General features: G+C 41.8%; 29 protein-coding genes. 19 read left to right on the top strand and 10 right to left on the bottom strand.

The annotated features are described in order from the left end of the window. Window positions 1-179: 179 nt before the first annotated feature. From J0X14_RS04805 to J0X14_RS04785, 5 genes are all read left to right on the top strand, one after another. A complete protein-coding gene (locus tag J0X14_RS04805; protein WP_207096609.1) occupies window positions 180-2,672 on the top strand; it encodes a zinc-dependent metalloprotease in 2,493 nt (830 codons plus the stop codon). Between the two features lie 176 nt (window positions 2,673-2,848). Continuing rightward, window positions 2,849-3,037, top strand: coding sequence for a hypothetical protein (locus tag J0X14_RS04800; protein WP_207096608.1), 189 nt, complete (start codon window positions 2,849-2,851; stop codon window positions 3,035-3,037). A 104-nt stretch (window positions 3,038-3,141) separates the two neighbouring features. Continuing rightward, on the top strand, window positions 3,142-3,588 hold the full coding sequence (locus tag J0X14_RS04795) for a hypothetical protein (RefSeq protein ID WP_207096607.1): 447 nt from the start codon (window positions 3,142-3,144) through the stop codon (window positions 3,586-3,588). Window positions 3,589-3,777: 189 nt separating this feature from the next. Next, window positions 3,778-4,377 carry a transcriptional regulator gene (locus tag J0X14_RS04790; RefSeq protein ID WP_207096606.1) on the top strand — a complete coding sequence of 200 codons (600 nt, stop codon included), beginning with the start codon at window positions 3,778-3,780 and terminating at the stop codon, window positions 4,375-4,377. After that, complete coding sequence (locus J0X14_RS04785; protein WP_207096605.1) at window positions 4,374-5,096, top strand: DUF3307 domain-containing protein; 723 nt, start codon at window positions 4,374-4,376, stop codon at window positions 5,094-5,096. Before J0X14_RS04790 ends, J0X14_RS04785 begins: the two co-directional genes overlap by 4 nt. A gap of 50 nt (window positions 5,097-5,146) precedes the next feature. On the opposite strand, the gene J0X14_RS04780 is transcribed toward J0X14_RS04785, so the two are convergent. Then, complete coding sequence (locus tag J0X14_RS04780; protein WP_207096604.1) at window positions 5,147-5,983, bottom strand: NAD(P)H-binding protein; 837 nt, start codon at window positions 5,981-5,983, stop codon at window positions 5,147-5,149. 29 nt (window positions 5,984-6,012) lie between these two features. Continuing rightward, window positions 6,013-6,420 (bottom strand): DUF5367 family protein, encoded by a 408-nt coding sequence (locus J0X14_RS04775; RefSeq protein ID WP_207096603.1) that lies wholly within the window; start codon window positions 6,418-6,420, stop codon window positions 6,013-6,015. 101 nt (window positions 6,421-6,521) lie between these two features. Between J0X14_RS04775 and J0X14_RS04770 the strand changes: the two genes are divergently transcribed. Next, window positions 6,522-7,577: an adenylate/guanylate cyclase domain-containing protein gene (locus J0X14_RS04770; RefSeq protein ID WP_207096602.1), complete on the top strand. Its 1,056-nt coding sequence runs from the start codon at window positions 6,522-6,524 to the stop codon at window positions 7,575-7,577. Window positions 7,578-7,584: 7 nt separating this feature from the next. Here J0X14_RS04770 and J0X14_RS04765 read toward each other — a convergent pair whose 3' ends face one another. From J0X14_RS04765 to J0X14_RS04755, 3 genes are all read right to left on the bottom strand, one after another. Continuing rightward, a complete protein-coding gene (locus tag J0X14_RS04765) occupies window positions 7,585-8,442 on the bottom strand; it encodes a helix-turn-helix domain-containing protein (protein WP_207096601.1) in 858 nt (285 codons plus the stop codon). Window positions 8,443-8,530: 88 nt separating this feature from the next. Continuing rightward, a complete protein-coding gene (locus J0X14_RS04760) occupies window positions 8,531-9,088 on the bottom strand; it encodes an FMN-binding protein (protein WP_207096600.1) in 558 nt (185 codons plus the stop codon). Further along, window positions 9,072-9,998, bottom strand: a complete 927-nt coding sequence (locus J0X14_RS04755) for a DUF6607 family protein (RefSeq protein ID WP_207096599.1) — start codon at window positions 9,996-9,998, stop codon at window positions 9,072-9,074. Before J0X14_RS04755 ends, J0X14_RS04760 begins: the two co-directional genes overlap by 17 nt. Window positions 9,999-10,182: 184 nt before the next feature. Here J0X14_RS04755 and J0X14_RS04750 point away from each other — a divergent pair, with 184 nt between their 5' ends. The 6 genes from J0X14_RS04750 (at window position 10,183) to J0X14_RS04725 (ending at window position 18,085) form a co-directional block, all read left to right on the top strand. Beyond that, window positions 10,183-12,243: a TonB-dependent receptor plug domain-containing protein gene (locus J0X14_RS04750; protein ID WP_242527912.1), complete on the top strand. Its 2,061-nt coding sequence runs from the start codon at window positions 10,183-10,185 to the stop codon at window positions 12,241-12,243. A gap of 17 nt (window positions 12,244-12,260) precedes the next feature. Further along, entirely contained in the window at window positions 12,261-13,676 is a 1,416-nt protein-coding gene (locus tag J0X14_RS04745; protein WP_207096597.1) for an HmuY family protein, read from the top strand. A 216-nt stretch (window positions 13,677-13,892) separates the two neighbouring features. Further along, window positions 13,893-15,428, top strand: coding sequence for a hypothetical protein (locus J0X14_RS04740; RefSeq protein ID WP_207096596.1), 1,536 nt, complete (start codon window positions 13,893-13,895; stop codon window positions 15,426-15,428). Between the two features lie 314 nt (window positions 15,429-15,742). Further along, entirely contained in the window at window positions 15,743-16,660 is a 918-nt protein-coding gene (locus J0X14_RS04735; protein WP_207096595.1) for a GTP pyrophosphokinase family protein, read from the top strand. Between the two features lie 48 nt (window positions 16,661-16,708). Continuing rightward, complete coding sequence (locus tag J0X14_RS04730; RefSeq protein WP_207096594.1) at window positions 16,709-17,206, top strand: hypothetical protein; 498 nt, start codon at window positions 16,709-16,711, stop codon at window positions 17,204-17,206. Between the two features lie 3 nt (window positions 17,207-17,209). After that, entirely contained in the window at window positions 17,210-18,085 is an 876-nt protein-coding gene (locus J0X14_RS04725; protein ID WP_207096593.1) for a ComEC/Rec2 family competence protein, read from the top strand. 55 nt (window positions 18,086-18,140) lie between these two features. Here J0X14_RS04725 and J0X14_RS04720 read toward each other — a convergent pair whose 3' ends face one another. Beyond that, window positions 18,141-18,431, bottom strand: coding sequence for a hypothetical protein (locus tag J0X14_RS04720; protein WP_207096592.1), 291 nt, complete (start codon window positions 18,429-18,431; stop codon window positions 18,141-18,143). 155 nt (window positions 18,432-18,586) lie between these two features. Between J0X14_RS04720 and J0X14_RS04715 the strand changes: the two genes are divergently transcribed. The 5 genes from J0X14_RS04715 to J0X14_RS04695 all read left to right on the top strand — a co-directional run bounded on the left by J0X14_RS04715 (window position 18,587) and on the right by J0X14_RS04695 (window position 22,041). Next, entirely contained in the window at window positions 18,587-18,781 is a 195-nt protein-coding gene (locus J0X14_RS04715; protein ID WP_207096591.1) for a helix-turn-helix transcriptional regulator, read from the top strand. Window positions 18,782-18,878: 97 nt separating this feature from the next. Further along, complete coding sequence (locus tag J0X14_RS04710) at window positions 18,879-19,775, top strand: hypothetical protein (RefSeq protein WP_207096590.1); 897 nt, start codon at window positions 18,879-18,881, stop codon at window positions 19,773-19,775. 81 nt (window positions 19,776-19,856) lie between these two features. Further along, window positions 19,857-20,708, top strand: a complete 852-nt coding sequence (locus tag J0X14_RS04705) for an AraC family transcriptional regulator (protein WP_207096589.1) — start codon at window positions 19,857-19,859, stop codon at window positions 20,706-20,708. Window positions 20,709-20,794: 86 nt separating this feature from the next. Then, window positions 20,795-21,025 (top strand): hypothetical protein, encoded by a 231-nt coding sequence (locus tag J0X14_RS04700; protein WP_207096588.1) that lies wholly within the window; start codon window positions 20,795-20,797, stop codon window positions 21,023-21,025. 107 nt (window positions 21,026-21,132) lie between these two features. Then, the gene (locus J0X14_RS04695; RefSeq protein WP_207096587.1) at window positions 21,133-22,041 is read left to right on the top strand and encodes an NAD(P)/FAD-dependent oxidoreductase; all 909 of its coding nucleotides are present in this window, start codon (window positions 21,133-21,135) and stop codon (window positions 22,039-22,041) included. Here the strand turns inward: J0X14_RS04695 and hemL are convergent. From hemL to J0X14_RS04675, 4 genes are all read right to left on the bottom strand, one after another. Next, entirely contained in the window at window positions 22,038-23,315 is a 1,278-nt protein-coding gene (gene hemL, locus J0X14_RS04690; protein ID WP_207096586.1) for a glutamate-1-semialdehyde 2,1-aminomutase, read from the bottom strand. The two genes, J0X14_RS04695 and hemL, sit on opposite strands and share 4 nt — an antisense overlap. Before the next feature lie 493 nt (window positions 23,316-23,808). Next, window positions 23,809-24,663, bottom strand: a complete 855-nt coding sequence (locus J0X14_RS04685; protein WP_207096585.1) for a glucosaminidase domain-containing protein — start codon at window positions 24,661-24,663, stop codon at window positions 23,809-23,811. Next, the gene (locus J0X14_RS04680) at window positions 24,660-25,565 is read right to left on the bottom strand and encodes a 1-aminocyclopropane-1-carboxylate deaminase/D-cysteine desulfhydrase (protein WP_207096584.1); all 906 of its coding nucleotides are present in this window, start codon (window positions 25,563-25,565) and stop codon (window positions 24,660-24,662) included. Before J0X14_RS04680 ends, J0X14_RS04685 begins: the two co-directional genes overlap by 4 nt. 9 nt (window positions 25,566-25,574) lie before the next feature. Next, window positions 25,575-25,904: a hypothetical protein gene (locus tag J0X14_RS04675; RefSeq protein ID WP_207096583.1), complete on the bottom strand. Its 330-nt coding sequence runs from the start codon at window positions 25,902-25,904 to the stop codon at window positions 25,575-25,577. Window positions 25,905-26,075: 171 nt separating this feature from the next. Here J0X14_RS04675 and J0X14_RS04670 point away from each other — a divergent pair, with 171 nt between their 5' ends. Together J0X14_RS04670 and J0X14_RS04665 are read left to right on the top strand one after the other, a co-directional pair. After that, complete coding sequence (locus tag J0X14_RS04670; protein ID WP_207096582.1) at window positions 26,076-26,237, top strand: DUF5522 domain-containing protein; 162 nt, start codon at window positions 26,076-26,078, stop codon at window positions 26,235-26,237. 63 nt (window positions 26,238-26,300) lie between these two features. Then, window positions 26,301-26,873: a DUF4136 domain-containing protein gene (locus J0X14_RS04665; protein ID WP_207096581.1), complete on the top strand. Its 573-nt coding sequence runs from the start codon at window positions 26,301-26,303 to the stop codon at window positions 26,871-26,873. Window positions 26,874-26,921: the final 48 nt, after the last annotated feature.

Here is a 26,921-nt window from a genome sequence, read left to right as displayed (position 1 = left end):
AATAGATTCCTCTGAACCCCCTAAAAACAAGGTGTTACAGCGTAAACCATCAGTAAAACGCAGGACTGCCGAAGATTTTGTCTTCACCCAAAAAAAGTTTGCATTAATATTTATTTAACAGTCTGTTTTGATGTTTTTTTGGTTCTTTGGAAGCATTGCATCAATCAAAATGACACACAATGATCAAAAAACTACTCCCTCAACTACTCATTTTAGTTGTTACCCTAGCCTCATTTCAGACCGCAGAGGCACAACTCTTCAAAAAGAAAAAAAAGACCACCGAACAAAAAAAGGATGCCAAACCGGGTGATATTAAACCCTATGACAAGGTCATTACTAAAGAGGCTAAAACCGATACGGGTCTGTTCAGTGTCCATGAGGTAGATGACAAATATTACTACGAAATACCAGATTCACTCTTTACCCGAGAGATGCTGATGGTAAGTCGAATTTCCAAAACCGCGACCGGAATTGGTTTTGGTGGCGGAAAAATCAACACCCAAGTGTTACGTTGGGAGAAAAAGCCCAAAAAAGTATTGTTACGAGTAATCTCCTACGGAAATGTGGCTGCGGATTCCCTTCCCATCCACGAAGCTGTGGTCAATTCCAATTTTGAACCGGTACTTTTTGCATTCGATATAAAAGCATTTAATAAAAAAGATTCCCTGAACCCAGCTACGGTCATTGAGGTTGACCCTATGTTTACCAAGGATGTGAATGCTTTAGGAATGCCCGATGGTTATCGAAAACAATACAAGGTTAGCCGAATGGATGGTGACCGAAGTTTTATTGAATCCATCAAAAGCTATCCCTTGAATATTGAGACTCGTCATGTAAAAACTTATGTTGCCAGTGAGCCTCCGAGCAACGAAAGCATGGGATCCATCTCAATAGAAATCAATAATTCCATGATTTTGCTACCCAAGGAACCCATGAAACGCCGCTATTTTGATAGACGGGTTGGATGGTTCGCCAGAGGACAGGTAGATTATGGATTGGATGCCCAAGAAAGCAAAACCGTCACTTATTTAGATCGCTGGCGATTGGAAGTCAAGGATGAAGACATTGCAAAATACAAAGCAGGGGAATTGGTGGAACCCAAAAAACCCATTATATATTATATAGATCGAGCTACACCAAAAGAATGGGTGCCTTTCATAAAACAGGGCATCGAGGATTGGCAAGTGGCCTTCGAAGCTGCTGGATTCAAAAATGCGATTATTGCCAAAGACCCACCTTCTCCCGAAGAAGACCCCGAATGGTCACCGGAGGATGTACGCTATTCCGTGGTTCGGTATTTGGCCTCCCCTATTCCCAATGCCAATGGCCCTCATGTGAGCGATCCCAGAAGTGGTGAGATATTGGAATCGGACATAAATTGGTACCACAACGTAATGAGCTTGCTGCGCAACTGGTTCTTTGTGCAAACGGCAGCCATTAATCCCAATGCCCGTAATGTGCAGTTCAAAAAAGATATTATGGGTAGGCTGATTCGTTTTGTCTCTTCCCACGAAGTGGGACATACCCTTGGATTGCCCCACAATATGGGCAGTAGCGTGGCCTATCCTGTGGATTCACTTCGTTCGGTAAGTTTTACACAAAAATATGGTACGGCTCCTTCCATTATGGACTATGCCCGTTTCAATTATGTAGCACAACCTGGGGATGAAGGCGTAGCACTCATGCCCAACATTGGGGTGTATGATAAGTATGCCATCCGATGGGGCTACAAGCCTATTTTGGACAAATCCGCAGAAGATGAAAAACCCATCTTGAACAGTTGGGTCCGTGAGCATGAGGATGACCCTATGTATCGATTTGGACACCAACAGATAGGCGATATCCATGACCCAAGTTCGCAGACCGAGGATTTAGGGGATGATGCGATAAAAGCAAGTTGGTATGGTATAGAAAACTTAAAACGAATTTTACCCAATTTAATGCAGTGGACCACCGAAGATGGTGAAAACTATGACGATTTGGAAACCATGTACGGACAGGTGGTAGCTCAATTTCAAAGATATATGGGCCATGTATCCAATAATATTGGAGGTGTTTACGAATACCATAAAACAGCCGATCAAGAGGGTGCAGTGTATACCCATGTAAGCAAGGATCATCAAAAAAATTGCATGATGTTTCTACAGGGGCAACTTTTTAAAACCCCGGAATGGTTGATTGACCAAACTATTTTTAACAAAATCCAATATTCGGGTTCTGTGGAGCGTATCCGTTCCATGCAGGTACGCTATTTGAACACTATGCTCCAATTAGGGAAACTGGCACGGGTTATTGAAAATGAAACCATAAATGGTGATAATGCCTACGGCTTGTTGGAAATGATGCAGGATCTCAGAAATGGTGTTTGGTCCGAAACCCAAACTGGAAAAGCCATTGACACCTACCGAAGAAATCTTCAAAAAGCCCATATAGATCGTTTGGAATATTTGATGACTGCCGAAAACCAATCAAAACTTTCTGATTTTGGAGGGTATCGAAAGTCCACGGCAATCAACACCAGTCAATCAGATATTCGTTCTGTGGCCAGGGCCGAACTCAATAGTTTGAAAAGGGATATTAGGAATGGATTGGCCAGAACGTCGGACACCATGAGTCGTTACCATCTTCAAGATGCTTTGGAACGTATTGATTTGATTTTGGAGCCAAAATAATCCTATAGGTTTGTAGGAATTTAGTACAAGATTTGGGCTTTAGTCCATAAACCTTGCCGTTTATCGATTATACCATGCATTTCATCCTGTTCACATCGAATTAGGGTCATTTCGCAACATATCGTGTAGATTGACCAAAGGTTTAACTACTTTAGTAATCCCAAATCTTTAAAGTCATGACCTACAAAGTAAAAAGCCTCATCTTCTTTTCCTGTTTTGTGATTTCTTCCGTGGTATACTACCAAATGGAACAACAGGATAAATTTCAAGAACAAATCGGTTCAGAAACCTTCGTTGAAACACAGTTCCAAGATGTCGACGAATTGGAAAAACCCCAAACAAATTTGGAGGAGGAACAAAAATAAGTCCCTCCGTGCTTCGCTGTTAAAAGCTTCATAAATGTTGGCTTAATGATTAAACCATTGGATGATTGCCCTGTCCAAGCTATAAATCATTAAAAAGTAAACATATGAAACGATTAGTAGTAGCATTGGCACTTTTGATATCCATAGGTGCCCTAGCACAAAGGCAAGAAGGCCATAGAATGCACAAAAGTCCAAAAATGGACATGACCGCAGAGCAAATGGCCACTTTACAGACCAAACAAATGACCTTGGCCCTAGATTTAACCAAGGTACAACAACAAAAGGTCATGACCATCAATTTGGATGAGGCTGAATTTAGAAAGGCCAAGTGGGATGAAATGAAGGCCTTGAGAGAAAGTGGTGAACGGAAAAAACCCACTACGGAAGAGCGATTTGAAATGGAGAATGCACGATTGGACCATCAAATTGCACATCAGGAAAAAATGAGGGAGGTATTAAATGATGAGCAATACCAAACTTGGAAAAAACTACGATTCGCGAAAGCGCATCATGGCAAAAAGAAAATGCAGGAGAAAGGAAGAAGAGGATAGTGTTTTTTGTTGATTTTTTAGAAGCCGCGCCTGCCATGGGCGCGGCTTCTTTTTTGTTTAATTAAACAATATCGCTTTTTTTAACGATATTTACAATTATCGGCTATTTTACAGATATTTGCATATATCGGCTATTTTACAGATATTTACAATTATCTGCTGATTAACGGATATTTTTAACAAGAACAAATGGTTGCCATCCTTACAGGAGACATCAAAAATTCATCAGCGCATAAAACCGCCAAATGGTTGCCCCAATTAAAAGAAGCTTTGGGCAAATATGGGAATGAGCCAAAAGCGTGGGAAATCTACCGAGGGGATAGCTTTCAGTTGGAAACCCCTTCTGAAAATGCCCTAGAAGCTGCTGTTTATATCAAAGCATCCATAAAACAGACTCGTGATATGGATGTACGGATAGCTATTGGGCTAGGCGAAAAAACCTATGACGCCCAAAAAATAACCGAATCCAATGGACCTGCGTTTGTGTTTTCCGGAGAATGTTTTGAAAATCTCAAGAAACAGACCATGGCCCTAAAATCAGCATCTGAAGATTTTGATACGTCCATGAATTTAATGCTGCAACTGGCATCCCTTTCCATGAACAGTTGGCTACCGGCCACCGCCAGAGTTGTAAAAACTGCTTTGGAACACCCCAAAGTCAGTCAAAATGAACTAGCATCCATTTTGGGCAAGTCACAAAGCACCATTAGTGAAGCCCTTATACGTGCTGGCTTCGATGAAGTCCAAAAAATGATTCAATTTTATCAATCCCAACTCACCCAACTATGATACTGGCCCTAAAGCTTATCTTGGCGCATTTTATTGGCGATTTTGTACTCCAGCCCGGGCATTGGGTAGAGGACAAGCTACAAAACAAATGGAAATCCAAATACCTGTATTGGCATATTGCCGTGCATCTGTTGACCCTACTGCTCATCCTTCAATTTCACCATTTGGGAGTAATTGCCATCATTGTGGTTTCCCATTTCATAATCGATATAGGCAAACTCAGCCTTACCAATGAAAAAAATTACCGCTGGCTTTTTGTGGTGGATCAAATACTGCACCTTTTGGTCATTGCGGGCATGATTTACTGGATTTCCCCTTTTGAGATTGATTTCACCACACTATTTGGCGAGAAAAATCTTTTGTTAATTACATTTCTGGTCTTCGTCACCTATGTCTGCGGTATTTTCATGCGGATGTTGTTGGCCCCTTATATTGATGAAATTGCCAAAGATGATGAATCCACCGAAGGCGGCTCCCTAAAAAATGCCGGGACCTACATCGGTATGCTGGAGCGACTTTTTGTCTTTGGTTTTATCTTGATACAACAATGGGCGGCCATTGGGCTCTTGATTGCGGCTAAATCCGTATTCCGTTTTGGAGACCTCAACAAAGGCAAAAACCGTAAACTCACCGAGTATGTCCTTATTGGTACACTGCTAAGTTTTGGGCTAGCTATCCTATCTGGAATTGCTTACAGTTATTTGACAACGCTCATCTAAATAAAAAACAGGCCCAAAGGGCCTGCTTCATTTAAAAAGGCAGATTTGGTCTATACCTCAACCTCTTGGTTCCAAATTCCGGTTGCGGCAGTTTCCTTTGCATATTCCGAAAAATCTATGGGTTTTCTCCCCAGAACTTTTTCAATATCATGGGTGATGACTTCATTGGCTTTATTCCCCAATACTTCGGAAAACAGATAATTAATCAACCAAACATAATCTGAAGGCACACCAAAGTCCTCCATCATTTTGGTATACGCTGGAAGTGATATCGGCATAAATGTGATGTCACGACCCGAAGCTTGTGCAATCTCATTCACAACTTGTTGAAAAGTCAAAAAGCGAGGGCCTGTCAACTCATAGATTTCCCCATTATGACTGTCTTTCATCAATGCTTCCACAATTACATCGGCAATGTCATTGGTATCCACATAAGGAACCTTTGCCTCGGCCTGGGGTAATGCAACATGCCCGGCCAAAATGGGATCCAAAAAGAAACTTTCGCTAAAATTCTGATTGAACCAGCTGGCCCGTACAATAGTGTAATCAATGCCTGAATTGATGACCACTTGCTCACACAGTTCGGCCTCGCGTTCTCCTTTTCCGGACAAAAGCACCACTTTTTTGATTTTTTTCTGCTTTGCGATTTTGATAAAACCTTCAATGGCTTCCAAAGCGCCGGGAACCGCTAAATCCGGCTGAAAAGTAATGTATACCCTATCCATTCCTTCCAAAGCGTTGGCCCAAGTTTCTGGATTTTCCCAATCAAATGCTGGGGTTTCGCTTCGTGAACCGATACGTACGTTTTGATGCATTTGTGTCAATCGCTCAACAACTTTACGTCCTGTTTTTCCTTTTCCACCGAGTACTAAATAATTTGCTTTCATGATTTTCTTGTTTTTGTTATTAGACTATTTTATTTTGAATTGATTGTTTTCTGATTGCTTGACTTCCCTATGAAATTCCAGAACAGCACTGTCGTCAACACAAACTCCACAGCGATTAACCAAAAACAGGGAGCAGTAAAAAAACTGTAATGGGTTTCTCCATAGGGAGCCATTAGATACGGAACCGTAATAAATGCATCCATCAGGGCACTGGTCAGGAATAATATTGCTCCTACTGTTAGCCCATGGGTTTTAGCTTCCTTGGTGTAGTAGAACCATGAACCCATCCAAACCAGGGGAATCACGGCCAGTGAGAGTACTAGATTAGCCTGAAAATCTAAATCCTTCATGACAGGTATAAAGTAGGATAGTAGAAAAATGCTCACTCCCAAAATCCAGATGATAAGTCCGATGAATACAGCTCTAAAGAATTTCATTTTGATTTGTTTTAAGATTACAGGACAAAATTGCGCCAAACCCATGGGCTCTATTTGTTTGAAAAGCAGTAAGATTTGTTTGAAAAGGATAACTTTGAAAAATGGCTGTGGCTTTCATCAATACCCGTAGGTGGCGGATAATCCGGTTTTATTGCATTGGTTGGACCCTCGCCTTTGTGTTCCTGAGCATTGTGCGCGGGGTGGGCACCACCGAACTGGGCAGTCTTAAATTTGACTTCCTATCCAGCCTATCAATCTCGATAACCTTGGGTCCTGTTATAGGACTAATTTCCGGATTTGCCCAAATACTTACTGAAGAACGGGTACAAAAATACCGCTCCTTGATCACCCTCCTTATTTTCCGTATGATTTATGGCATCCTCTTCTTGATGCTGTTGGTTTTGGGGGCGTATGTGGTGTACCAATTCTATTTTGGCACTTCTTTGGGGATTGTGGCCTTTGCCATTGATGCCGGTAGTGGGGCAATCTATTTTTATGTATTGTCCGTTGATGTCTTTTTAACCTTTTTACGGCAAATTAATTTGATGTTGGGAGAGGGAAATTTAAAAAAGTTGGTCCAGGGCAAGTTCCTTGTTCCCAGGGAAGAGGAACGTATTTTTATGTTTTTGGACCTCCAGTCCTCCACCCAGCTTGCTGAACAATTGGGGCATGTAAACTATAGTTTGTTGATTCAGGATTGTTTTAACGATCTTGGGAATGCCATCGCCAACAACCCTGCTGAAATCTACCAATATGTTGGGGATGAAGCCGTGTTGACCTGGTCCTTAATGAGCGGGATTAAAAATGAAAATGGTCTCAAGTCCTTTTTCAACTTTAAAATGACTTTGGAAAAAAAGCGTGACTATTATGAAAAAAAATATGGCGTACTCCCTTTTTTCAAGGCTGGAATGCATTCGGGCATGGTCACCGTTACTGAAGTCGGGAAATACAAAAAGGAAATTGCGTATCACGGGGATACGTTAAACACAGCTGCCCGAATCCAAGGGCAATGCAATGTGCTGGAAAGCGAGCTGTTGATTTCCGAAATATTGGCCGATAATTTTAATTCAGATGCATACACATTTACTGCGATGGGTAGCATTTCCCTAAAGGGAAAAGAAGAAAAAGTGGCTCTTTTTGCGGTGTCTCAAAAATAATGTGGGGCTATTGCCGAATTTCACTGGGACGAAACCCAAACTTTTTGGAAAAGGCATTGGAAAAGGAACTCAGGCTGTCATAGCCCACTTGCCAAGCAGCCTCCTGTACCGTAGCTTCATGATTTCGGAGCAATTCGTGGGCCTTGTTCATCCGTTCGTTTTGAAGATACTTGAACACTGGAACCCCAAAAACTTCCTTGAAGTTTTTTTTCAATTTAAAACTATTAAGTCCTATTTGTCTGGACAGCTCTGTTAATGATGGTGGGTTGTCCAACTGGTTGGAAAGAATTTCTTTCGCCTGAAACAATTTTTCACGTTCTGATGTTTTGATGACCGATTTATCCATAGTGGCCAATTGTCCAAAAAAATGGGATAGCAAGGCCGTCATCTGACTCCGAAAGAACATCATTTTGGTCTTCCCTTCATACGAATTATGAAAAATCTGGTCCACAATGGATTGCATCTCTGGCGTCATAAAAAATTGTGGCCCTTCCACATAAGAATCCGATGGGTTCACCAATTGATTGAGCATTTCTGAGAACAATTCCCCCTCTTCATTGGGCAACTTTTCCAGATTTCGGGGCGAGGTGGCAATTACAATACATTCCAAAGGTTTATCCGAGGCTACCGTATGCTCAAATATCACCTTTTCATCGGCATAAAAAGAGAGCGCCAAGCCTTTGGTATGTTGAAAATCCTTTTGGGTGTCGCCGTGCTTAACTGCAAGATCCACATTACCGGAACCGTAAAAAGCCACCGCTATTACAGGTTCATCAAACAGGCACGCGTCTTTTGTGGGCACATCAGCCTTCGCCTCCTCCACCAAAATGATAAAATCGTTGATATCGATTATGTCTCGGGTCATAACTCAAAGTTAGCCAGAAAGTTTGTATTCCCTAAAAACAAAAAAGCCACCCTTTCAGGTGGCTTAATCAAATTTGGCAACATTACAATCAATCAAAAAAGTTGTTCTCCTGTAAAACCTGCATGCTCTGCAAAACATGATGTACCGCCAAGGTCATGGATTTGGCTGAAATGGTGGCCCCGGAAATGGCATCAATATCCTCACCGTAGGTGAGACTTTCTCCAGATTTTTTGCCAATGAACTGTTTTAACCAGCGTTGGCTCCCAACTTGGCGACCGTAATCTTCTCGGTAAATCAAGATTTTGGACTTTTTAATGCTCAGATCCGGATTGAAGAGGACCACATAATCAAAGATATTTTTCATGCTGGGTGCTTCGCCCAGGTACACATACCCAAGGGAATTGCCCTCCTTAATGACATTGAACAAATTTTCTCCACCCATTTCCACAGGGGTCTTTTCATTCAATCCAGCGTCCACTTTAATCTGTTCCAAGGTAAAATCCTCAACTTCAAATGTGGTCTGTACGGCATTATCTATTTTTTCCTGAAGTTTGGGCGAAATTTTGGGCATCCCAAATCCAGAGAGGAAAAGGACTGCAAAAATTGCAGCCCCACTGAAAACCTTAAACTTATTTCCCCTCTGCATTTTTATTTGGCTTTTTCTCCATGATAAACTTATTGATCAATTCTGATATTTGCGATTGATCGGCATTTTCCGCTTCCAAGGTGTAAAACTGCATGAACAACGGCTTTTCATCCACTTGTTTGTGAAGGGTCAAATCGGTGTTCCTGTCATAAACTTGATCCCAAGATGCTCTTGCCTTGGCCCAGAAATCTTTGTGTTGATTCCACCAGTCTTGGGCCACCTTACATTTATCATCGGCCACTTTGGTATATATGTTCATTCCTTTTTCTTGTGCCAGCAACACATCAGCTTTGTCTTCTTTACGAATGATCTTATCATTATCCTGCTCGTGCACCCAACCGTAGGAAGTGATTTCTTGGCGATTGCCCCGCTTCATGACATTGTAATCGCTTCGTTTGGAATATTCCCTTCGGGGAAGCGGTGAGTCCGTATCATTTTCCCAGTAATGTTTGTCATCAAAATGTACCCAGGTAGCTGAACCCGAATAGCGGGGACTATCATCCACTTGATACACTTTTTGGGTCCACTGCCCTTTAACAGCATCCGCTGGTAACTTCTGGAAGGTCCAGTTGTTGTCCTTGTCGTAATAGAAAACATCTTGGTTTTCAAACAACCAATCCTGTCGCCAGTGCTTGATCACCATAGTGTCATTTAAAACCAATAAATGTTGTAATGAAATCTTGTTTTCTTCATCTACAATGGGAAGGGCCAACTCCAAAGCCTTTGCCGTATAATCCAGTTTTTTTTCATAATCGATTTCCGGTGCAAAGGTCTCGGTGTACTTAAATGTAATTTCAAAGCAACCGCACATGTCCTTTATGGCTTTACGGTCCAGTTCTTTCTTTTCTTGGGCGTGCATTGCAAATGCCACTCCAAGGGCAAGTGTTGCAAAAATGATTGATTTCTTCATAGTGTTATTTAGTTAGACTGCTCAAAAATTGTTTTGACAAAAATATTAATATTATTTAGACTGAATTAAAATAACTTATATATTTGCCACAAATCTAACTAGAATGAGTCTAAATAAAAATAGATTCCTGTTTTATTTTTCATTTTTTCTGTGCTTTCAGGTTTTTACCCAAGAAATCGAGCCTATGGAAAAAGATTCTATGGCCATGCAACATTTGGAAGAAGTGGTGCTCACCGGCCAAATCAACAAACAGAGTGTGGACAAATCTGTGTTTGAGGTAAAAGTGATTCCTAGAGAAACTATGGATCGTTTGGCAGGCAACACTTTGGCCGATGTTCTTAATCAATCCCTCAATATAAGCATACAGCCCAACCCATCTACGGGGAAAAGTAGTGTTGAACTGTTCGGGTTGGACGGTCAATACTTTAAAATCCTTGTGGACAATATCCCTTTGATTAATGACGAGGGACTGGGGAACAATACGGACCTTACCCAAATCAATTTGGATGATATTGAGCAAGTGGAGATTGTGGAAGGCTCCATGGGCGTGCAATATGGTTCCAATGCGGTTTCGGGGATTATAAACATTATTACTCGGAAGGATTCAGACTACCAATGGGAAATAACCCCGTATGTACAGGAAGAGACCATTGGCAATGAATATGGTTTTTTTGACCAGGGAAGACATATTCAATCCCTTACGGTAGGACACCGATTTTCAGAGAAGTGGTATATAAACGGCAATATTACCCATAATGATTTTACGGGCCACCTCAACAATCGTGAAGGTGAATTTCATACACTCAATGATGGACGTAGAGGATTTGAATGGCTTCCCAAAACGCAGTATTCTGGCAAGGCCCTGGTGAACTATTCCGGGAAGAACTTTAGGTCGTTTTACCGTATGGAGTATTTCAATGAGCGTGTACAGCGATACGATTCCGTGGTTCGGGAAAATTACAATCCGTCTACCCAGACCAGCAATCCCACCGCCACAGATGCAGAATTCACCTCCCAACGATTCTATAACCACTTCAATATGGCCGGAAAGTTCGTGAAAACCATCAATTATGATATTTCGGCCTCCTATCAACAACAAAAAAGGGATGTGGAGCAATACAATTATCGCATCAACTCAAGGGAAAAATTTGATGTGGACTCCCAAGAGTATGAATCTAGAAAGGGAATCTATTCCAGAGGCACCTTCAATGATTTCTTCCAGTCCGAAAAGACAAGCCTACAATTGGGGTACGAGTTGAGCAACATTAAAGGGTATTCTTCCTCATTGGCCGGAACTTTTAGCGGCAACAGCATAGATCGTAGATTGGAAGCGTATGATGCCTTTGCAACGGCTGAGTTCGACTTCGGCAAGCGATTTTCATTAAGACCGGGGACCCGGGCCATGTTCTCATCACAGTTCAAAACCCAGATGGCCCACTCCCTGAGTGCCAAATATGCATTTGACAATGGCTATCAACTGCGTGCTGTCTTGGGGACATCGCCCCGAAATCCCAACTTTGATGAGCTGTTCACCTATTTTGTGGACGTGAACCATGATGTTCGGGGCAACATCAATCTGAGTCCAGAGCGAGGGATTTCCTCATTCCTTCACTTGAAAAAGAACTTTTTCCCAGAAGACCTTTCTTGGCGATTGAGTTCAAAAATATCGGCTTGGTACCTCAATGTAGATGACCGCATTGAACTCACCATCGTAAACCCGAGCCCATTGGCTTTTCAATACAACAATATTGATGAATACCGCAACTGGGGCGCTTCCTTTACCAACAAAGTTGTCTATGGTGATTTTCAATTTGATTTGGGACTATCCTTTTCAGGGGAGAGCAAAGTACTCAATAGTGAGGAATCCTTCAATGACGATTACCTCTACGCCTTGCAAGTAAGTTCCAATGTGGGCTATCAGATTCCAAAGATCAACACCACGGTTTCACTGTTCTTTAAGTACAACGGGCCAGAATATCAGTTCATACTCGATACCAATCAAGATGATCCTAGTTTCATTCGATCCAAAAGGGAAGGTTATGGATGGATGGACGGCTCCATCAGAAAAACGTTTATGGACAACAAATTGCACCTCACCTTGGGGGCGAGAAACCTATTGGACATCACAAGGATCAACACCTCAACCGTATCAAGTGGCGGAGTACATTCTTCACCCAACAATGGATTGTTGCTAGGCTATGGTAGATCCTTCTTTGTAAAACTTTTGTATAACCTGAATATTTAATACTAAAAACCAATTTTATGAAAAATTACGTTCTATATGTACTATCGCTGGCCTTTTTGTTTGTGGGCTCAAGTTGCAGCGATGATGGTGAAGACACCACACCCATTGAATTTGTGGTTGCTTTTCAAAACCCTTCGCTGAGTTTCGATACCGTTGACACCGAAAAAGAGGTGAATCTGGTATTCTCCACCACCGCACCAGAAGATGGTACCGTTACCATCTCATACACTACCGTAAATGCCGAGTATAGTACTGATTTCACCACGGCACCTGCGGGAACTTCAGGTGAGTTGACTGTAAGTTTTACTGGTGGATCTACCGGAACTTCGTTTACGTTCAACAAACTACTGGATGCCATTGAAGGTACTACAAAGACCGTCAATTTTACTATAGCTGCCATTAGTGTAGTCGATGCTACTATTCAGGGAAATACCCAATTGGCGGTAAGCTTTACCGAAACTGCCGCTCCAGAGGGCACTACTGCCCCGGAAGTGGGTGGGCCTAATCAAGATGACCAAGTCTATGTGGATTTAAGCTCAATTACCGAAACCACTGCAAAACGTGATAGTTGGGATCTTGGGTTTTATAATGGAGAAGCATTCAGGGTAACCATCAACGGGTCCATTTTTATGGCTGTTTCCGCTTTGGAAAGCACCGATATTGATGCCGTAACCCCTACCGATGTGGAAGCCCTGCAACCCCAAGTGGCCGTGGGCACCTTCGATGCGGCTAATATAGCCTTTGTGGATCATGTAACCGGAAGTCTGGAAGGAACCGCCATTGCGGCCATTTCTGAAACGGATGCAGATAACCCTGTGTATTTGGTAAACCTTGGTTTTGAAGTGGGTACCGAAGAGCCTGAGGTAGGTGCCGTAGCCGTTAGTGGAGATCCCAGAGGTTGGAAAAAAATACGCATTTTGCGCAATGGTGATGATTATGTGCTGCAATATGCCGATTTGGATGCCACCACCCATGAAGAAGTGACCATTTCAAAAACTTCTGGCTACCATTTCACCTTTTTCAGTTTTGACACAGAAGAAACCGTTGACGTGCAACCCGCAGCAGACCGCTGGGATATCAACTTCACTGTATTTACCAATGAAATAGAAGGCTTTGGTTCCTATGGCTATTCAGATTTCATCACCACCAACATCTTGAGCAGTGTTTCCGCCTATCAAGTAGAGACCGCCACAACAGCGTATGCCGACTTTGGCTTGGCTGATGTGGATGAGGCACTTTTCTTGGATGACCAACGTGGCATTGGAAGTAACTGGAGAAATGGTGGAGGCCCCGGAATGCTGCCTTCTCTAAAAGATGATGTGTTCTTTGTGCTAAAAGATACCGATGGAAACATCTATAAAATACGATTCACTGCATTGACCAATGAAAGTGGGGTTAGAGGGTATCCCGCCTTTGAGTTTGCCCTATTGTAAAATCATTAAAAATATATTCGGAAACTCATTGTTATCCATAGTGCCTTTTTGTTATCGACCTTTGTGGTTAATTTTGAGTTAGTTTGTGTGAAAGCGGGGCAATGCCTCGCTTTTTTTATTCGTATGAACACTCTTTCAAATGTTTTTGTTGTTTTTGCAGAACAAACCCTAATTTGTTCTATTTTAGTAGAATAGGCATCGATAACACCAACCTTTATGCTGCAAAAGACATCAAAAAAGATAAAAATATTGCTTTGGTGCCTTTTGGTATTGGCAGCTTTGCTGATAGTTGCACAAATCCTGTTTTCGCAAAAGGTAAAAACGGCAATCGCGGAACAAATACCTGAAAATATCTCATTACAATACGGGAATTTAAGCACCAATGTGCTCTTGGGAAAAATTCAACTAGAGGCTGTTGAAATCAAGAACAAAAGCACACTGGATTCCGTAAGGGTCAAGAAATTACGCATCAGCGGATTGCACTACCTCCCTTTAGTAACAAAAAAAGCCATTCAAATAGATCATTTGCTATTGGAAACACCAGTTGGACAATTCAGAAAACCAGCTCAGGATTCCCTTAAAAAAACTGCTCCGAAAAACAAACCCCAAACCCTTTCCATAGGAAAATTTACCATTACGGAAGGCCAACTGACCATTTTAAAAACAGAGATCGACAGTGTGCTGCTACAGCTTGAAAAACTGGATTTCAGCCTTTCCGATTTTCATTTCGACCCGGATACCACCCAACAAAAACAACCGTTCACCTTTGGTGCCTATCAGCTGGAAACCCAAAATCTGTATGCTGATATCAGTCCATTCGAATACCTACGATTGGGAAAAATACAGCTCGACAACGAATACGGAGTTATTGAGGATATGGTGTTTCGCAACAAATACAGCGCGGAAGAATTCAACACAAAAATAACTATGGAGCGTTCCCATTTTAACGTTTCCGTGGATAAAATAAGGCTCAACCAGCCCGATTTCCTGGGTACCGATATTCCAAAATTTCATGCGCCAAGCATTGAAGTTGAACATCCGGTGATGGAGGTATACCGAAACAAGTTGTTGCCCCCAAACACCATTGTAAAAAAATTGCCCAATCAAATGCTGCGGGAAATGGAGGTGGATCTTAAAATAGATTCCATTTTAGTGTCGGGGGGCGAGGTCAGTTTCACCAAAAAGACCATTCCAGATGTAATTCCCCAAAAAATGATACTGACCGATCTAAACGTGCGGGTCAAAAACTTGAACAACCAAAATCAAGGTCTGGTGGTGGTAGATTCGGAAAATAAGATCATGGGCGATGGGCTGTTCACCATGAACTACACCTTTGATCCCCAAAATACGGATAATGCCTTTATCGTTAAGTCATCCGTTTCCAATTTCCATACCAAGAGCATTAATGCCTTTATGCGGTCCACACTCGATGTTGAGGTAGATGGCACCATCAACCAGATGTTTTTTACCGTAGATGGCAACGAATGGACCTCCCTAGGAGAAATGAAGATGAATTATGAGGATTTTACGTTTACAGCCCTCAAAAAGGACCATGTACATGTAAACAAACTAAAATCCTCCGTGGCCAACTTATTGACCAAAAAAGGGGATCGTAAAGCCGACGAAGATGGTTTTAGGCATGGACAGTTTCACGTAGAGCGTGATAGGACCAAATGGATTATCTTTTATATCTGGGACAATATGAAAACCGGTATGATGCACACCATGCTAGGTAGCGGAAAAGAACGGTAAAACAACCCCTCACCTATCCATCTTCCCACTTCGTACCTCCAACTTCGTACGTAACCATTGATAATTATCAACTCCCCATTGTTAATTGTACATTGTTTATTGCCAATTGTAGAAAATCCCTAGTTTTTTTATGGTTTTCTGTAATGGCAATTATTTGGGAATTAGTAATTTGTGCACACTCCCCCTCCCTCAAGTCTTAGTGGAACATGCTTTATGTAAATAAAGAGGACTGAATGTGTCGATAACGTGCCTATTTGGGTATATATAGATGTGTTTTATGTTTATATAAACAAGTTAGGTGTAATTAACTGCAAATGGAAAAAATAGAATCAAACTACAACTCAAAAATTGGTCTATATCATAGCTTAGTGGAACAGTCAGTCCAACAGATTGAGTATCTTCTAAAGAAGGAGAATATAAAGCTTGGTTTTGCTATTGAATCAAGGGTCAAGGGATTAGATTCAATTTTGGACAAGTGCAACCGATATAATATCACTATTAACGACATTTCAGAAATCAATGACATTGCAGGTATTAGACTTGTCTCTCTTTTCCAAGAAGATGTTGACAAAATTGAAAAAATAATAGACAGAAATTTCAAGGTCCTACGGAAGGAAAACACAGAAGGAAGATTAGAAGAAAATCAGTTTGGATATGGGTCCATACATTATGAAGTAACCCCTCCTGATGAATGGTTCAATTTACCAACCTTGAGTGGCCTAAAGAAACTAAAAATTGAAATCCAAGTAAGGACGGCGGCTCAACATATTTGGGCTGCCACTTCGCATATTTTACAGTATAAAAGAGAAGACGATATACCATTACCACTTCGAAGGACTATCAACCGAACTGCTGCACTACTAGAAACTGTTGACCTTGAATTCAGTAGAGTAAAGACCGAAAGAGATGAATTCTTAACTAGCTTAAGTAAACCTGATAATTCAGATGAGCTTAATGTAGACATGCTGAAGTTTTTAATGAGAAAGCTTATACCGAAAGAATATCACACAAGTGAAGGTGGCCATTCTGCGTTGCTTGAAGATTTAGAAGCTATGAATATTGAAACTGTCAAACAATTCAAGGATTTACTTAAAAAACCCTGGTATAATCCTAAAGGATATAAATTAAATGAATTAGGGATTGTGAGATGGGCTATGAGAGATAAAATACCTGAAGCCAATGAATACTTTAGAGAAAAGAATAAAATAATAACTACACCTAACAAAACCTAAACTGCATTAAAACGCAGTTTAGCCAAACCGTTGTAGCCAATACGAGAAATGAAAGAAATTATAGAAAAAATATCGTCATATAACATTTTCAATTATCTCTTTCCTGGGATAATATTTGTTATTCTATTGAGAGAAATAACAAACTATGATTTAGTTCAGGAAAATAATTTCCTTGGTGCTTTTCTATATTATTTTATTGGTTTAATCATAAGTCGAATCGGCTCATTAATAATTGGTGATTTATTAAAAAGTAAAACATTAAAATTCATAAAATTTGTTGATTACAATGACTTTGTTAATGCTTGCGACAAGGATAAAAAAATTGAGTTATTTTCTGAAATTAACAATATGTACAGAACCATAATTTCTCTTTTGACTCTATTATTATTAGCTAAACTCTATGAAAAAACTGCAGAATGGTTGAACATTAGTGAAGGCATATCATACATACTATTAATCATCACTCTAATAATACTTTTTATTTTTTCTTATAAAAAGCAGACTGGATTTGTTAAAAAAAGAGTGGCATCAAGAATGGAAAAATAAATTATGGCAACACGTTGTGAAGTAGTTTTTTGGGATGTTCAACATGGTCATATGACTTACATTAAAACTCCAAATAAGAGACATATAGTTATAGACCTTGGAACAGGAGATTATTCAAAAGATAAAGAAGCTTTTAGTCCATTATTACATTTAAGAGATAAATATGGCGTAAAGCAGTTGGATTATGTAATTATTACTCATCCACACCTTGACCATATTGATGATATATTAAATTTTGACTCATTAAACCCAAAAGTTCTTAAAAGGCCTAAACATCTTTCAAACCAAGAAGTAATGGCAAATGTAAGAGACAAAGACAGAGAAAAATTTAAAAAATACTGTGAAATTAATAATAGATATAGTGAGCCTGTAAAATCGAACTCATCGGATAGTACATCAAATCCAGATAATTGGGGAGGTTTGCAAATCAAATCCTTTACACCTTCTACTTGTAATCATAACAACTTTAATAATCATAGTATCGTTACAATTATCGAATATGCGGATATAAAAGTCGTGATTCCGGGAGATAATGAAAAATGTTCTTTTGACGAACTTATGAATAAAGAAGATTTTGTAACCGCAATATCTGATGCTGATATTTTACTTGCACCACACCATGGTAGAGAATCTGGTTTTAATGCTGATTTTTTTAAAGCTGTAAACCCAAGATTATCCGTTGTGTCTGATGGTAGGTTTTGTGACACAAGTGCCAACCCAAGATACACATCTGGTAGTCGTGGTTGGGTTGTTCATCGAACAAGTACAGGAACTAAAAGAGAAAGAAAATGCTTGACAACTGCATCAGACGGAGAAGTAGTTGCCCATTTTGGTTATCAGACTGATGGGAAAAGGTTCCTATATGTAAAAACTAAATAAAAGTACTGGCTATAAGAATTGCTTACCTAACTATCAAAACACCTTCCCCACCGCTTCAAACGTCCTTACAACACAACAACTGCAAATAACACTCTTCCGCCATAGGCAAAAGATATTCTCCCAAATAGGTAATTGGGAATTGATTCGCTTTATCTAAATAACTGCCATAGATTTCCGTAAAGTTTTCCATGTGTTCAGGTCGCACTTGCATCAATTGAGCCACAAGCGAGATTAAATCCAAACTGTACAATCCACCATCATCCAAACCTAAATTTCGCAGGGCTTCGGTGAGTTGGCTGTGTTTTAAATCTTGCTGTATCAGATGAATGATTTGGGACTTGTTCATTATAAATATTATTATAATACAATATAAATATATATCAATATATAATATTTTACAATACTTTTTTGTATTGTATTTTGCTATACCATAAATAAACAGATTACAATACACTATACATCTATATTACAAAGTAATATGTTCCTGTATTGTTTTTTCTTATGAACAGAATCAAAGAGGTATTAAAACAGCAGGGTAGAAGCCAAATGTGGCTCGCGGAGCAATTGGACAAAAGCTACGTAGTCGTCACCAATTATTGCAACAATAAAAAGCAACCGAGCATTCCCATTTTACGGCAAATTGCCAAGATTTTGGACGTGGATGTCCGGGAATTGTTGGTTTCTACAAAATCATAACGCAAGCCTCAACTGTTAAAAAAAACCTAAAGCCACCGCATTCCGTAACAGCCCCACCCAAAAACCGTCTAGTAGGCAATCATCAAAAAACGCAACCATGAAAAAAGCCTACGCCATCGTAGCCATTACCTTATTTTTCTTTTCCGCATGCTCCAAAAGTGACGATGCCCCCAACCCCAACAACACCTACCTGCACATTCCAGACCCAGAATTTGAAACGGTTTTAATCGACCAAGGCATAGATACGGATGGCGAGGTGAACCAACAAATGCTGCGCACCGATGCCCAAACCATCACCCGTTTAGACCTTAACCCTTCGGGTAATTTTGGAGACATCAGCGATTTAACCGGAATTGAAGGGTTTGTCAACCTAACCTATCTGTACGCTGGCGGGCAAGAACTCACGGATATCGATTTAAGTGCCAACACCAAGCTGGACACCCTGTACCTTCAGGCCAATTATTTGTCCAGCATTGACCTGGGCAATAATCCCAATCTCTTGTTGGTGAACGTGGAGTCCAATGAACTGGAATCCATTGACGGGCTATCCAACGCCACCCAATTGAAAAAAATATACCTCTCCTTTAATTATATGGAAGAACTGCACTTGGACAATGCTTCTCTGGAACTTTTGCACATGGGCCAAAACCTGTTAAAGACCATTGACATCAGCGGAGCGGTGAACCTCAAGAACCTTTTTATGATCAGCAATGAGCTCACCGCTGTTGACCTGAGCAGCAACCTGTTGTTGGAAACGGTATTGCTTTCGGACAATGCCCTCCAAACGGTTGACTTTGCGCAGAACAGCAAGCTGACGCACCTTTATATTTCAAGCAATACGCTGAACAGTCTGGATGTGAGCAACAATAGGGAACTGGTGGACCTCCGCGCAGACCGTAATCCGACCTTAAGCTGTATCAAAATTTCATCGGGGCAGGAGATTCCCACCGTATCAACATCGGAGTACCAAGAGCTGAACACTATTTGCAACTAGGGCGTAAACAGTGAAACGATCCTAAAAGAAACAGGTTTTTTAAGCCTTCCTATCTTAGAATTGGCGATCTTTGGGAATACCATGAAGGATATTCCCGTAGCCCGTTTGCCCAATCAAAAAGAGCCTTCCCTTTTAGGTAGTTTTACTATCAGGGATATTGAAAAGTTGCTTGCTGAAACGGACATGGTCCAGGAGCTCCACCGGCACGATTTTTATTTTCTTTTGGCGCTTCAAAAAGGGGTTGGAGAGCACATCATCGATTTTAAACCGTACGAGGTCAGCGATGGTTCCATTTTTTTCATGCGGCCGGGACAGGTGCACCAGCTCACCCTTAAAATGGGAAGTAGCGGGTATGTGGTTCAGTTTACCCCCGATTTTTATTTGCCCAAAGATCAAAAATCCTTGATGTTGCTCAATAGGGCCAGTTCCAAAAACCATTGCCTAATTAATCCGTCTGACTTTGAACACTTGAACGCTGTGCTTTCCCAGATATTCGAAGAATATACGGGTAAAAAAGAAGGGTATGAAAAAGCAATAATGGCCTATATGGATATCTTCTTTGTGAACTTATTGCGGCAACAAAAATCGGCTTCTCAAATCCCAAATAGACATGAACAAGAAGGCTTGGAATCTTTTTTACATCTTTTAGAAACGCATTATTCCACCCATAAGAAGGTATCGGACTATGCAAATATGCTTCACCTTTCGCTGTACCAAATCAATGCCATCACGAAATCTGCTCTGGGTAAAACGTGTTCAGAAATCATTGTGGACCGCATTGTTCTTGAAGCAAAAAGATACCTGCTTGCCACTTCCAACCAAATAAAGGAAATTGCTTTTCAATTGGGTTATGAGGACGTTTCCTATTTTGTACGCTTCTTTAAACGACAAACCGGACACGCGCCAGAGTCTTTTCGTCAACTTTTTACTTAAGTACCATTCAACTTCATTTTCATCCTACTCTGGAAGAAGTATGGAAAATACCTTTGCCCCATAATTTTTCTATAAACTGAAATAGCATGAAAACAAAAGCAAGATTGATAGCTTCCTTAAAGATTTGGGTGGTGATTTACCCAGCATTGACCCTATTCCTGTATATCTTTCGGGAACCTTTGGCATTGGTTCCCCTTTACATTAGAACTTTGGTCATGACCTTGGCTTTGGTGCCGCTGATTGTTTTTATCGGCGTCCCTTTTGTGGACTTTGTAATTCGCCAGTTCACACCAAAAATTTCCAAAGGAAAACAGTAGTGCGCGCAAAACTCCTTTCGAGAAGACAATTTCTAGAAAAGAGTGGCAAAGCCACAGCCGTAACATTGTTTCCCTATCAACTCATTAAACCCCTATTACACAAAGACATGAAAAATCTTAAAAAATTTGACGTTATAATTGTTGGTGGTAGTTATTCCGGGCTTGCTGCGGGAATGGCATTGGGAAGATCCCTGAAAAAGGTGTTGATCATTGACAGTGGCAAGCCATGCAACCGACAAACACCGTATTCCCATAATTTTCTAACCCAAGATGGAAAAACGCCCAAAGAAATAGCTCAGGTGGCAAAACTACAGGTGGAACACTACAAAACCGTCCACTTTGTAGAGGGTTTGGCCACAAGCGGAAAAAAGACCAAGAACGGGTTTCAAATTGAGATCGATTCTGGAAAAAGTTTTGAGTCCAAAAAGTTGATTTTCGCTACAGGTATTCGAGATATCATGCCACAAATAAAAGGATTTGCAGAATGTTGGGGTATTTCCGTGCTTCACTGTCCGTACTGTCATGGATATGAGGTAAGACATCAAAAAACTGGTATTCTGGGCAATGGAGAGTACGGTTATGAGTTTTCAAGGTTGATTTCCAACTGGACGGATGGCCTTGCGTTATTCACTAATGGAAAATCTACCCTCTCCAAGGACGAAACCCAAAAACTAATGGATAAAGGCATCAAAATTATTGAGTCTGAAATAGCTGAATTGCAACATATTGAAGGCCATTTGAAGCAATTGATCTTTAAAGATGGGTCAATAGCCCCACTAAAAGCGCTTTACGCCCACATTCCTTTTGAACAGCACTGCCCAATCCCTGAATCTTTGGGCTGTGAACTCACCGAGGAAGGCTATATTAAGATAGATGGCCAGCAAATGACATCGGTTGATGGTGTTTATGCCTGCGGGGACAACACAACCAGAATGCGTACTGTATCAAATGCAGTTGCTATGGGCGCTACAACAGGTATGTTATTGAACAAAAAAATGGTACTGGACGAGTTCTAGAATACTTTTTTAACCGCTTCAATGGTCTTGTCCAAATCCTCGTAGCTTAACGCATCATTTAAAAAGTAACTTTCAAAGGCAGAGGGCGGCAAATACACCCCATTTTCCAACATCCCGTGGAAGTATTTTTTAAAAGTGTCATTATTGCCCTTGGCCGAGGAGGCAAAATCCACCACCGGTTCGTCCGTAAAATGCACGGAGATCATACTGCCATAGCGGTTAATCTGGTGGGTCACCCCTTTTTCGGTCAGCACTTGGCCAATACCCTTGTGCAAGTATTCTGTTTTTTCCGCGAGACTGGTAAAAACTTCAGGGCGGTTGTTCAGTTCCGTCAGCATGGCGAGTCCGGCACTCATGGCCAAGGGGTTTCCGCTTAGGGTTCCCGCTTGGTACACCGGGCCTTCTGGGGCCAAATGGGCCATGATTTCGGCTCGGGCCGCAAAAGCACCTACGGGCAGCCCCCCTCCGATCACTTTTCCAAACATTACCATATCGGCATCCACGCCTAAGGCTTCTTGCGCGCCGCCTTTCCCCAAGCGAAAGCCGGTCATCACCTCATCAAAGAGCAATAAAATCCCTTCTTGGGTGCAGAGTTTGCGCAACCCATGAATAAATTTATCGGTAGGGATAATGCACCCCATATTGCCCGCCACGGGTTCCAAGATAATGGCAGCAATCTCCCCTTTATTGGCTTCCACAAGAGCTTTTACCCCCTCCAAATCGTTATAATCTGCCAACAGTGTGTCCTTGGCGGTGCCTTGCGTTACCCCAGGGCTATTGGGACTTCCAAAGGTTACCGCACCACTCCCCGCTTGAATCAAAAACGAGTCAGAATGCCCATGGTAACAGCCCGCAAATTTAATGATCTTGTCCTTGCCCGTGTACCCGCGCGCGAGGCGCACCGCACTCATACAGGCTTCGGTACCACTGTTCACAAAGCGTATTTTGTCAATATTCGGCACCATCGAGACCGCCAATTGTGCCAATTCGGTCTCAATTTCGGTGGGCATCCCAAACGAAGTACCTTTTTTGGCCTTTTCAATCACGGCATTGATTACGGGTTCATAGGCGTGACCCAGAATCAGTGGACCCCAAGAGGCAATGTAATCGATGAGTTGGTTGCCATCCACATCATAGAGGTAGGCGCCCTTGGCCTCCTTCACGAAAATGGGGTCGCCCCCTACTGCTTTAAAGGCCCGAACGGGGGAATTTACCCCTCCGGGGATGTATTTTTTCGCCTCTGCAAAGAGGGCACTGCTTCGTTGGTAGATCATATACTTTATATCATTCCCGTACTTCGGCATGGCTCAGCATAAATTCCGACGGGAAACTCTTATTGGTTTGTTTAGGTAATCAAAGTAACCATCATGCTATATACCCTTCGACTACGCTCAGGGTACAGTTCTTCTGAGATATTTCGCGCTGCTCAGTATGACAGTTGCGGCAAAGGTAAGTATCCTGCAACTTTCTTGGAAACGGAAATTGGTTGCGTCAATTCGAGTGATTCACTTTAGTGAATCGTATCGAGAATCAGCAACTTAGTACCAGTTCTCGATACATCCTGACCTCACGGTCAAGCCACTCTAACTGACGGCCTAAGACATTAGGTGTCATGCTGAATTTCCTGCCAGTCCGGTAGGCGGGAGTTCGGCATCTCATCATGTTAGTGAAAACACAATACCCTTCGACTTCGCTCAGGGTACATTTTGTGAGAACCTGAAACCTGTCTATGTTGGCAGGCAAGTTCAGGTTGACGATTGGTTAAAACTACTTCGCTTTTTCTTTTCGGATGTTCAGCACCTGCCCAATGGAAATGTTGGTGCCATTTAAATTGTTGAGCCGTTGAATCTCATCCACCGAGATTTCATATTTGCGGGAGAGGGCATACAGCGTATCGCCCTGTTCCACGACGTGGGTAAACACTTCGTATTGTTTGGGTTCCCGAACTGTGGACAGACCACCTTCCACAACGGCCTCATCGTATTGGTGCAGATTGTATCGTTCAATCAGGGCAATCAATTTTTGTGGATAATGCCTATCCGTAGCGTAACCCGCCTGTCGAAGGCCATGGGCCCACTTTTTGTAATCGTTCCGCCGGTAATTGAACAAAAAGGCATAACGGGAGCGTGAGGACAAGAAAATACTGTGATCCCGAAACGAAAACATAGGGTGATTGTATTTTCGGAAGCATTCCCCCTTGGCATCATCATCATGAAAATCATATTCGCCCTGCCAACCGGTATGACATTTGATTCCGAAATGGTTGTTGGTCTTTAAGGTGAGCTCCCCCCGCCCGGAACCACTTTCCAAAATGCCCTGCGCCAAGGTGATACTGGCTGGAATGCCAAAAGCGCGCATTTCATACTGGGCCACCTCGGCAAAGGTCCCAATATATTCCTCGGTATCGGAAATGGGAAAACGTTCAAACCGCCCGGGGTCTTCGGGCATGGGATAAAGGTCCTTGGTCACCTCCGTATCCACATCGGTAGTGGTCTTGGTGGTAGGCTTTTCAGTTTTCACCACCACAGGAGCGCCTTTTCTATGGGTGGTCCTTCTTTTCTTCGCACCACAACTGGTCAGCAAAAATGCAACCAACAACACATATCCTATTCGTCTGATCATACGTCCAACAACGGTAATTTTTTTTGCTCCAACACTTGGTTCATGCCTTTTATCCCTTGCAATCCGCCTGTGTGGATGGCCAAAATTTGGGTTCCCTTTGGGAAAAAATCCTGTTTTATGAGTTCAAAAATACCAAAAACCAGCTTTCCCGTGTAAATGGGGTCCAACGAAATCCCAGTTCCTTTTCTAAAACGGTTGATGAATTGCACCAAGTCCGGGGTCACTTTGGCATAGCCCCCAAAATGATAATCGGTGATCAATTGCCAACGTTCGTTTTGCGCAAATGTACGGATATCCGCCTTTAAAAAATCACCCTTCAACGCTGGGAACCCCAAAACATGTTGATGCGGTTCGGTGGAATTAATAATGCCTGCCACGGTGCCACCCGTTCCCACGCTACTGCAGATATAATGGAAAGTGGAGTCTTCTTCGGTCAGGATTTCAGCACAGCCTTTCACGGCGAGTTCGTTGGTGCCGCCTTCGGGAAGAAGATAAAATTCACTGAACGTATTTTTTAAATGTTGAATGAAATCGGGCTCTGTTTTATTTCGATACGCACTTCGGGATACAAAATAAAACTGCATTCCATGATCATGGGCCAGTTGCAGAGTGGGGTTGTCTTCCCAATTGTCTTCCAATTCTTCACCTCGAATCACCCCAATGGTTTTGAATCCCTGTTCATGTCCAGCGCAGGCTACCGCTGCAATATGGTTGGAAAAGGCTCCACCAAAGGTGAGTAAGGTGGTTAGGCCCTGATTCTGGGCTTCCAACAGGTTATATTTGAGCTTACGGTACTTGTTTCCCGAAATCAGGGGATGAATGGTGTCTTCCCGTTTGATGTATAAAGTCACCTCTTTTTCATCAAGAAGGGGCGACTCTATTTTCTGATTGGGTGTTTTCAAATGGAATCCTTATCGCGTCAGGTAGTTGACAAAGCCAAAGGCTTTTCGTTTGGAAAGATAGTCCATGTCCTTTTCATTGGCGTAGGCCTCCCGTTCAAAACTGATGTTCTGGTAGGCGCGGTAGCTATCAAGATAAAGCAAGGTACGTAACAGCCATTCAGAAATGTAAAGGATGTAAAAGGGTAGTATAAGCAGCTCCCGCTGTTGTTTCAGATGGATTCGCTCGTGATTGATAAGCACTTCATCCGCTTTAAGCGACCCTTCCTTCAGAAATATAAAGGGCCACACCGATAGTCCGACGTAGTTTTTGTAAAAGAAGTGTTTGAATACCAATATCACTTGAAAACTATCATGGTTCAACACAAATATAACAGCAAAAAGCCGAGAAAATTGGTCGCTATCGATAATACCATTAACAATTTCGGTGAATAACCCTGCTTGGAAATCTTAAAACCCTAGGGGCTTTCCTCTGAAAATCGTAACTTTATGTAGCGAATTTGCGTTGTACGTATGAAGGAATACATTCCCTTGGAGGATGGCGATTTTTACTTTTCAGAAGAGGGATACAAGGTGTTCACGGAACAATATCTCCTAAAAAGGGGCTATTGTTGTGAAAGTGGATGCCGACATTGCCCTTATGGCTACAGTGCAAAAACCAATATGAGGCGCTAAAATTGCATTCGGCATAATATTTGTGATGCATCTAGCAATCTCAACGAATTCAAAAACAGTACTATGAAAAATGTAAAATTATTCACTTTAGCTGCAATGGCCCTTATTTTGTTGGCTTCCTGTAGCTCCGTCAGAGTTGTTTCCGACTATGACCAACAGGCCGACTTTAATACGTACAGAAGCTATGCCTTTTATAAAACAGGTATCGATCAGGCCCAAATTTCCGATTTGGACAAAAAACGTATCCTACGCGCCATTGAAAACGAATTGGGCTCCCGTGGCTTTGTAAAATCTGAAAATCCCGATGTACTCATCAGCATTTTCACCAAGGAACGTGAGCGTGTTGATGTCTATAGCAACAACTTTGGTTGGGGTTATGGTGGATTCTACAACCCTTGGGTCTGGGGTCCCGGTTGGGGCTGGGGCTGGGGAGGCAGCAATGTGAGTACCAGTACTGAAGGTTCCTTATATATTGACGTCATTGATGCCCATAAAAAAGAGTTGGTATGGCAGGGCCGCGGTGTAGGGACCTTGAACAACACCAAAAATATTGAAAAGAAAGAGGAGCGTATCCGAGAGTTTGTTTCCCAAATTCTAGAGGAATATCCACCCAATATAGCTGTGGCCTCCAACTAAAATACAAGCCGCCCTTTGGGCGGTTTTTTGTTGCCCTTAACTTTTGTT

The organism is Allomuricauda sp. CAU 1633 (genome assembly GCF_017313225.1).
Lineage (GTDB): Bacteria > Bacteroidota > Bacteroidia > Flavobacteriales > Flavobacteriaceae > Flagellimonas.
This window is presented reverse-complemented; position numbering and strand designations above follow the sequence as displayed.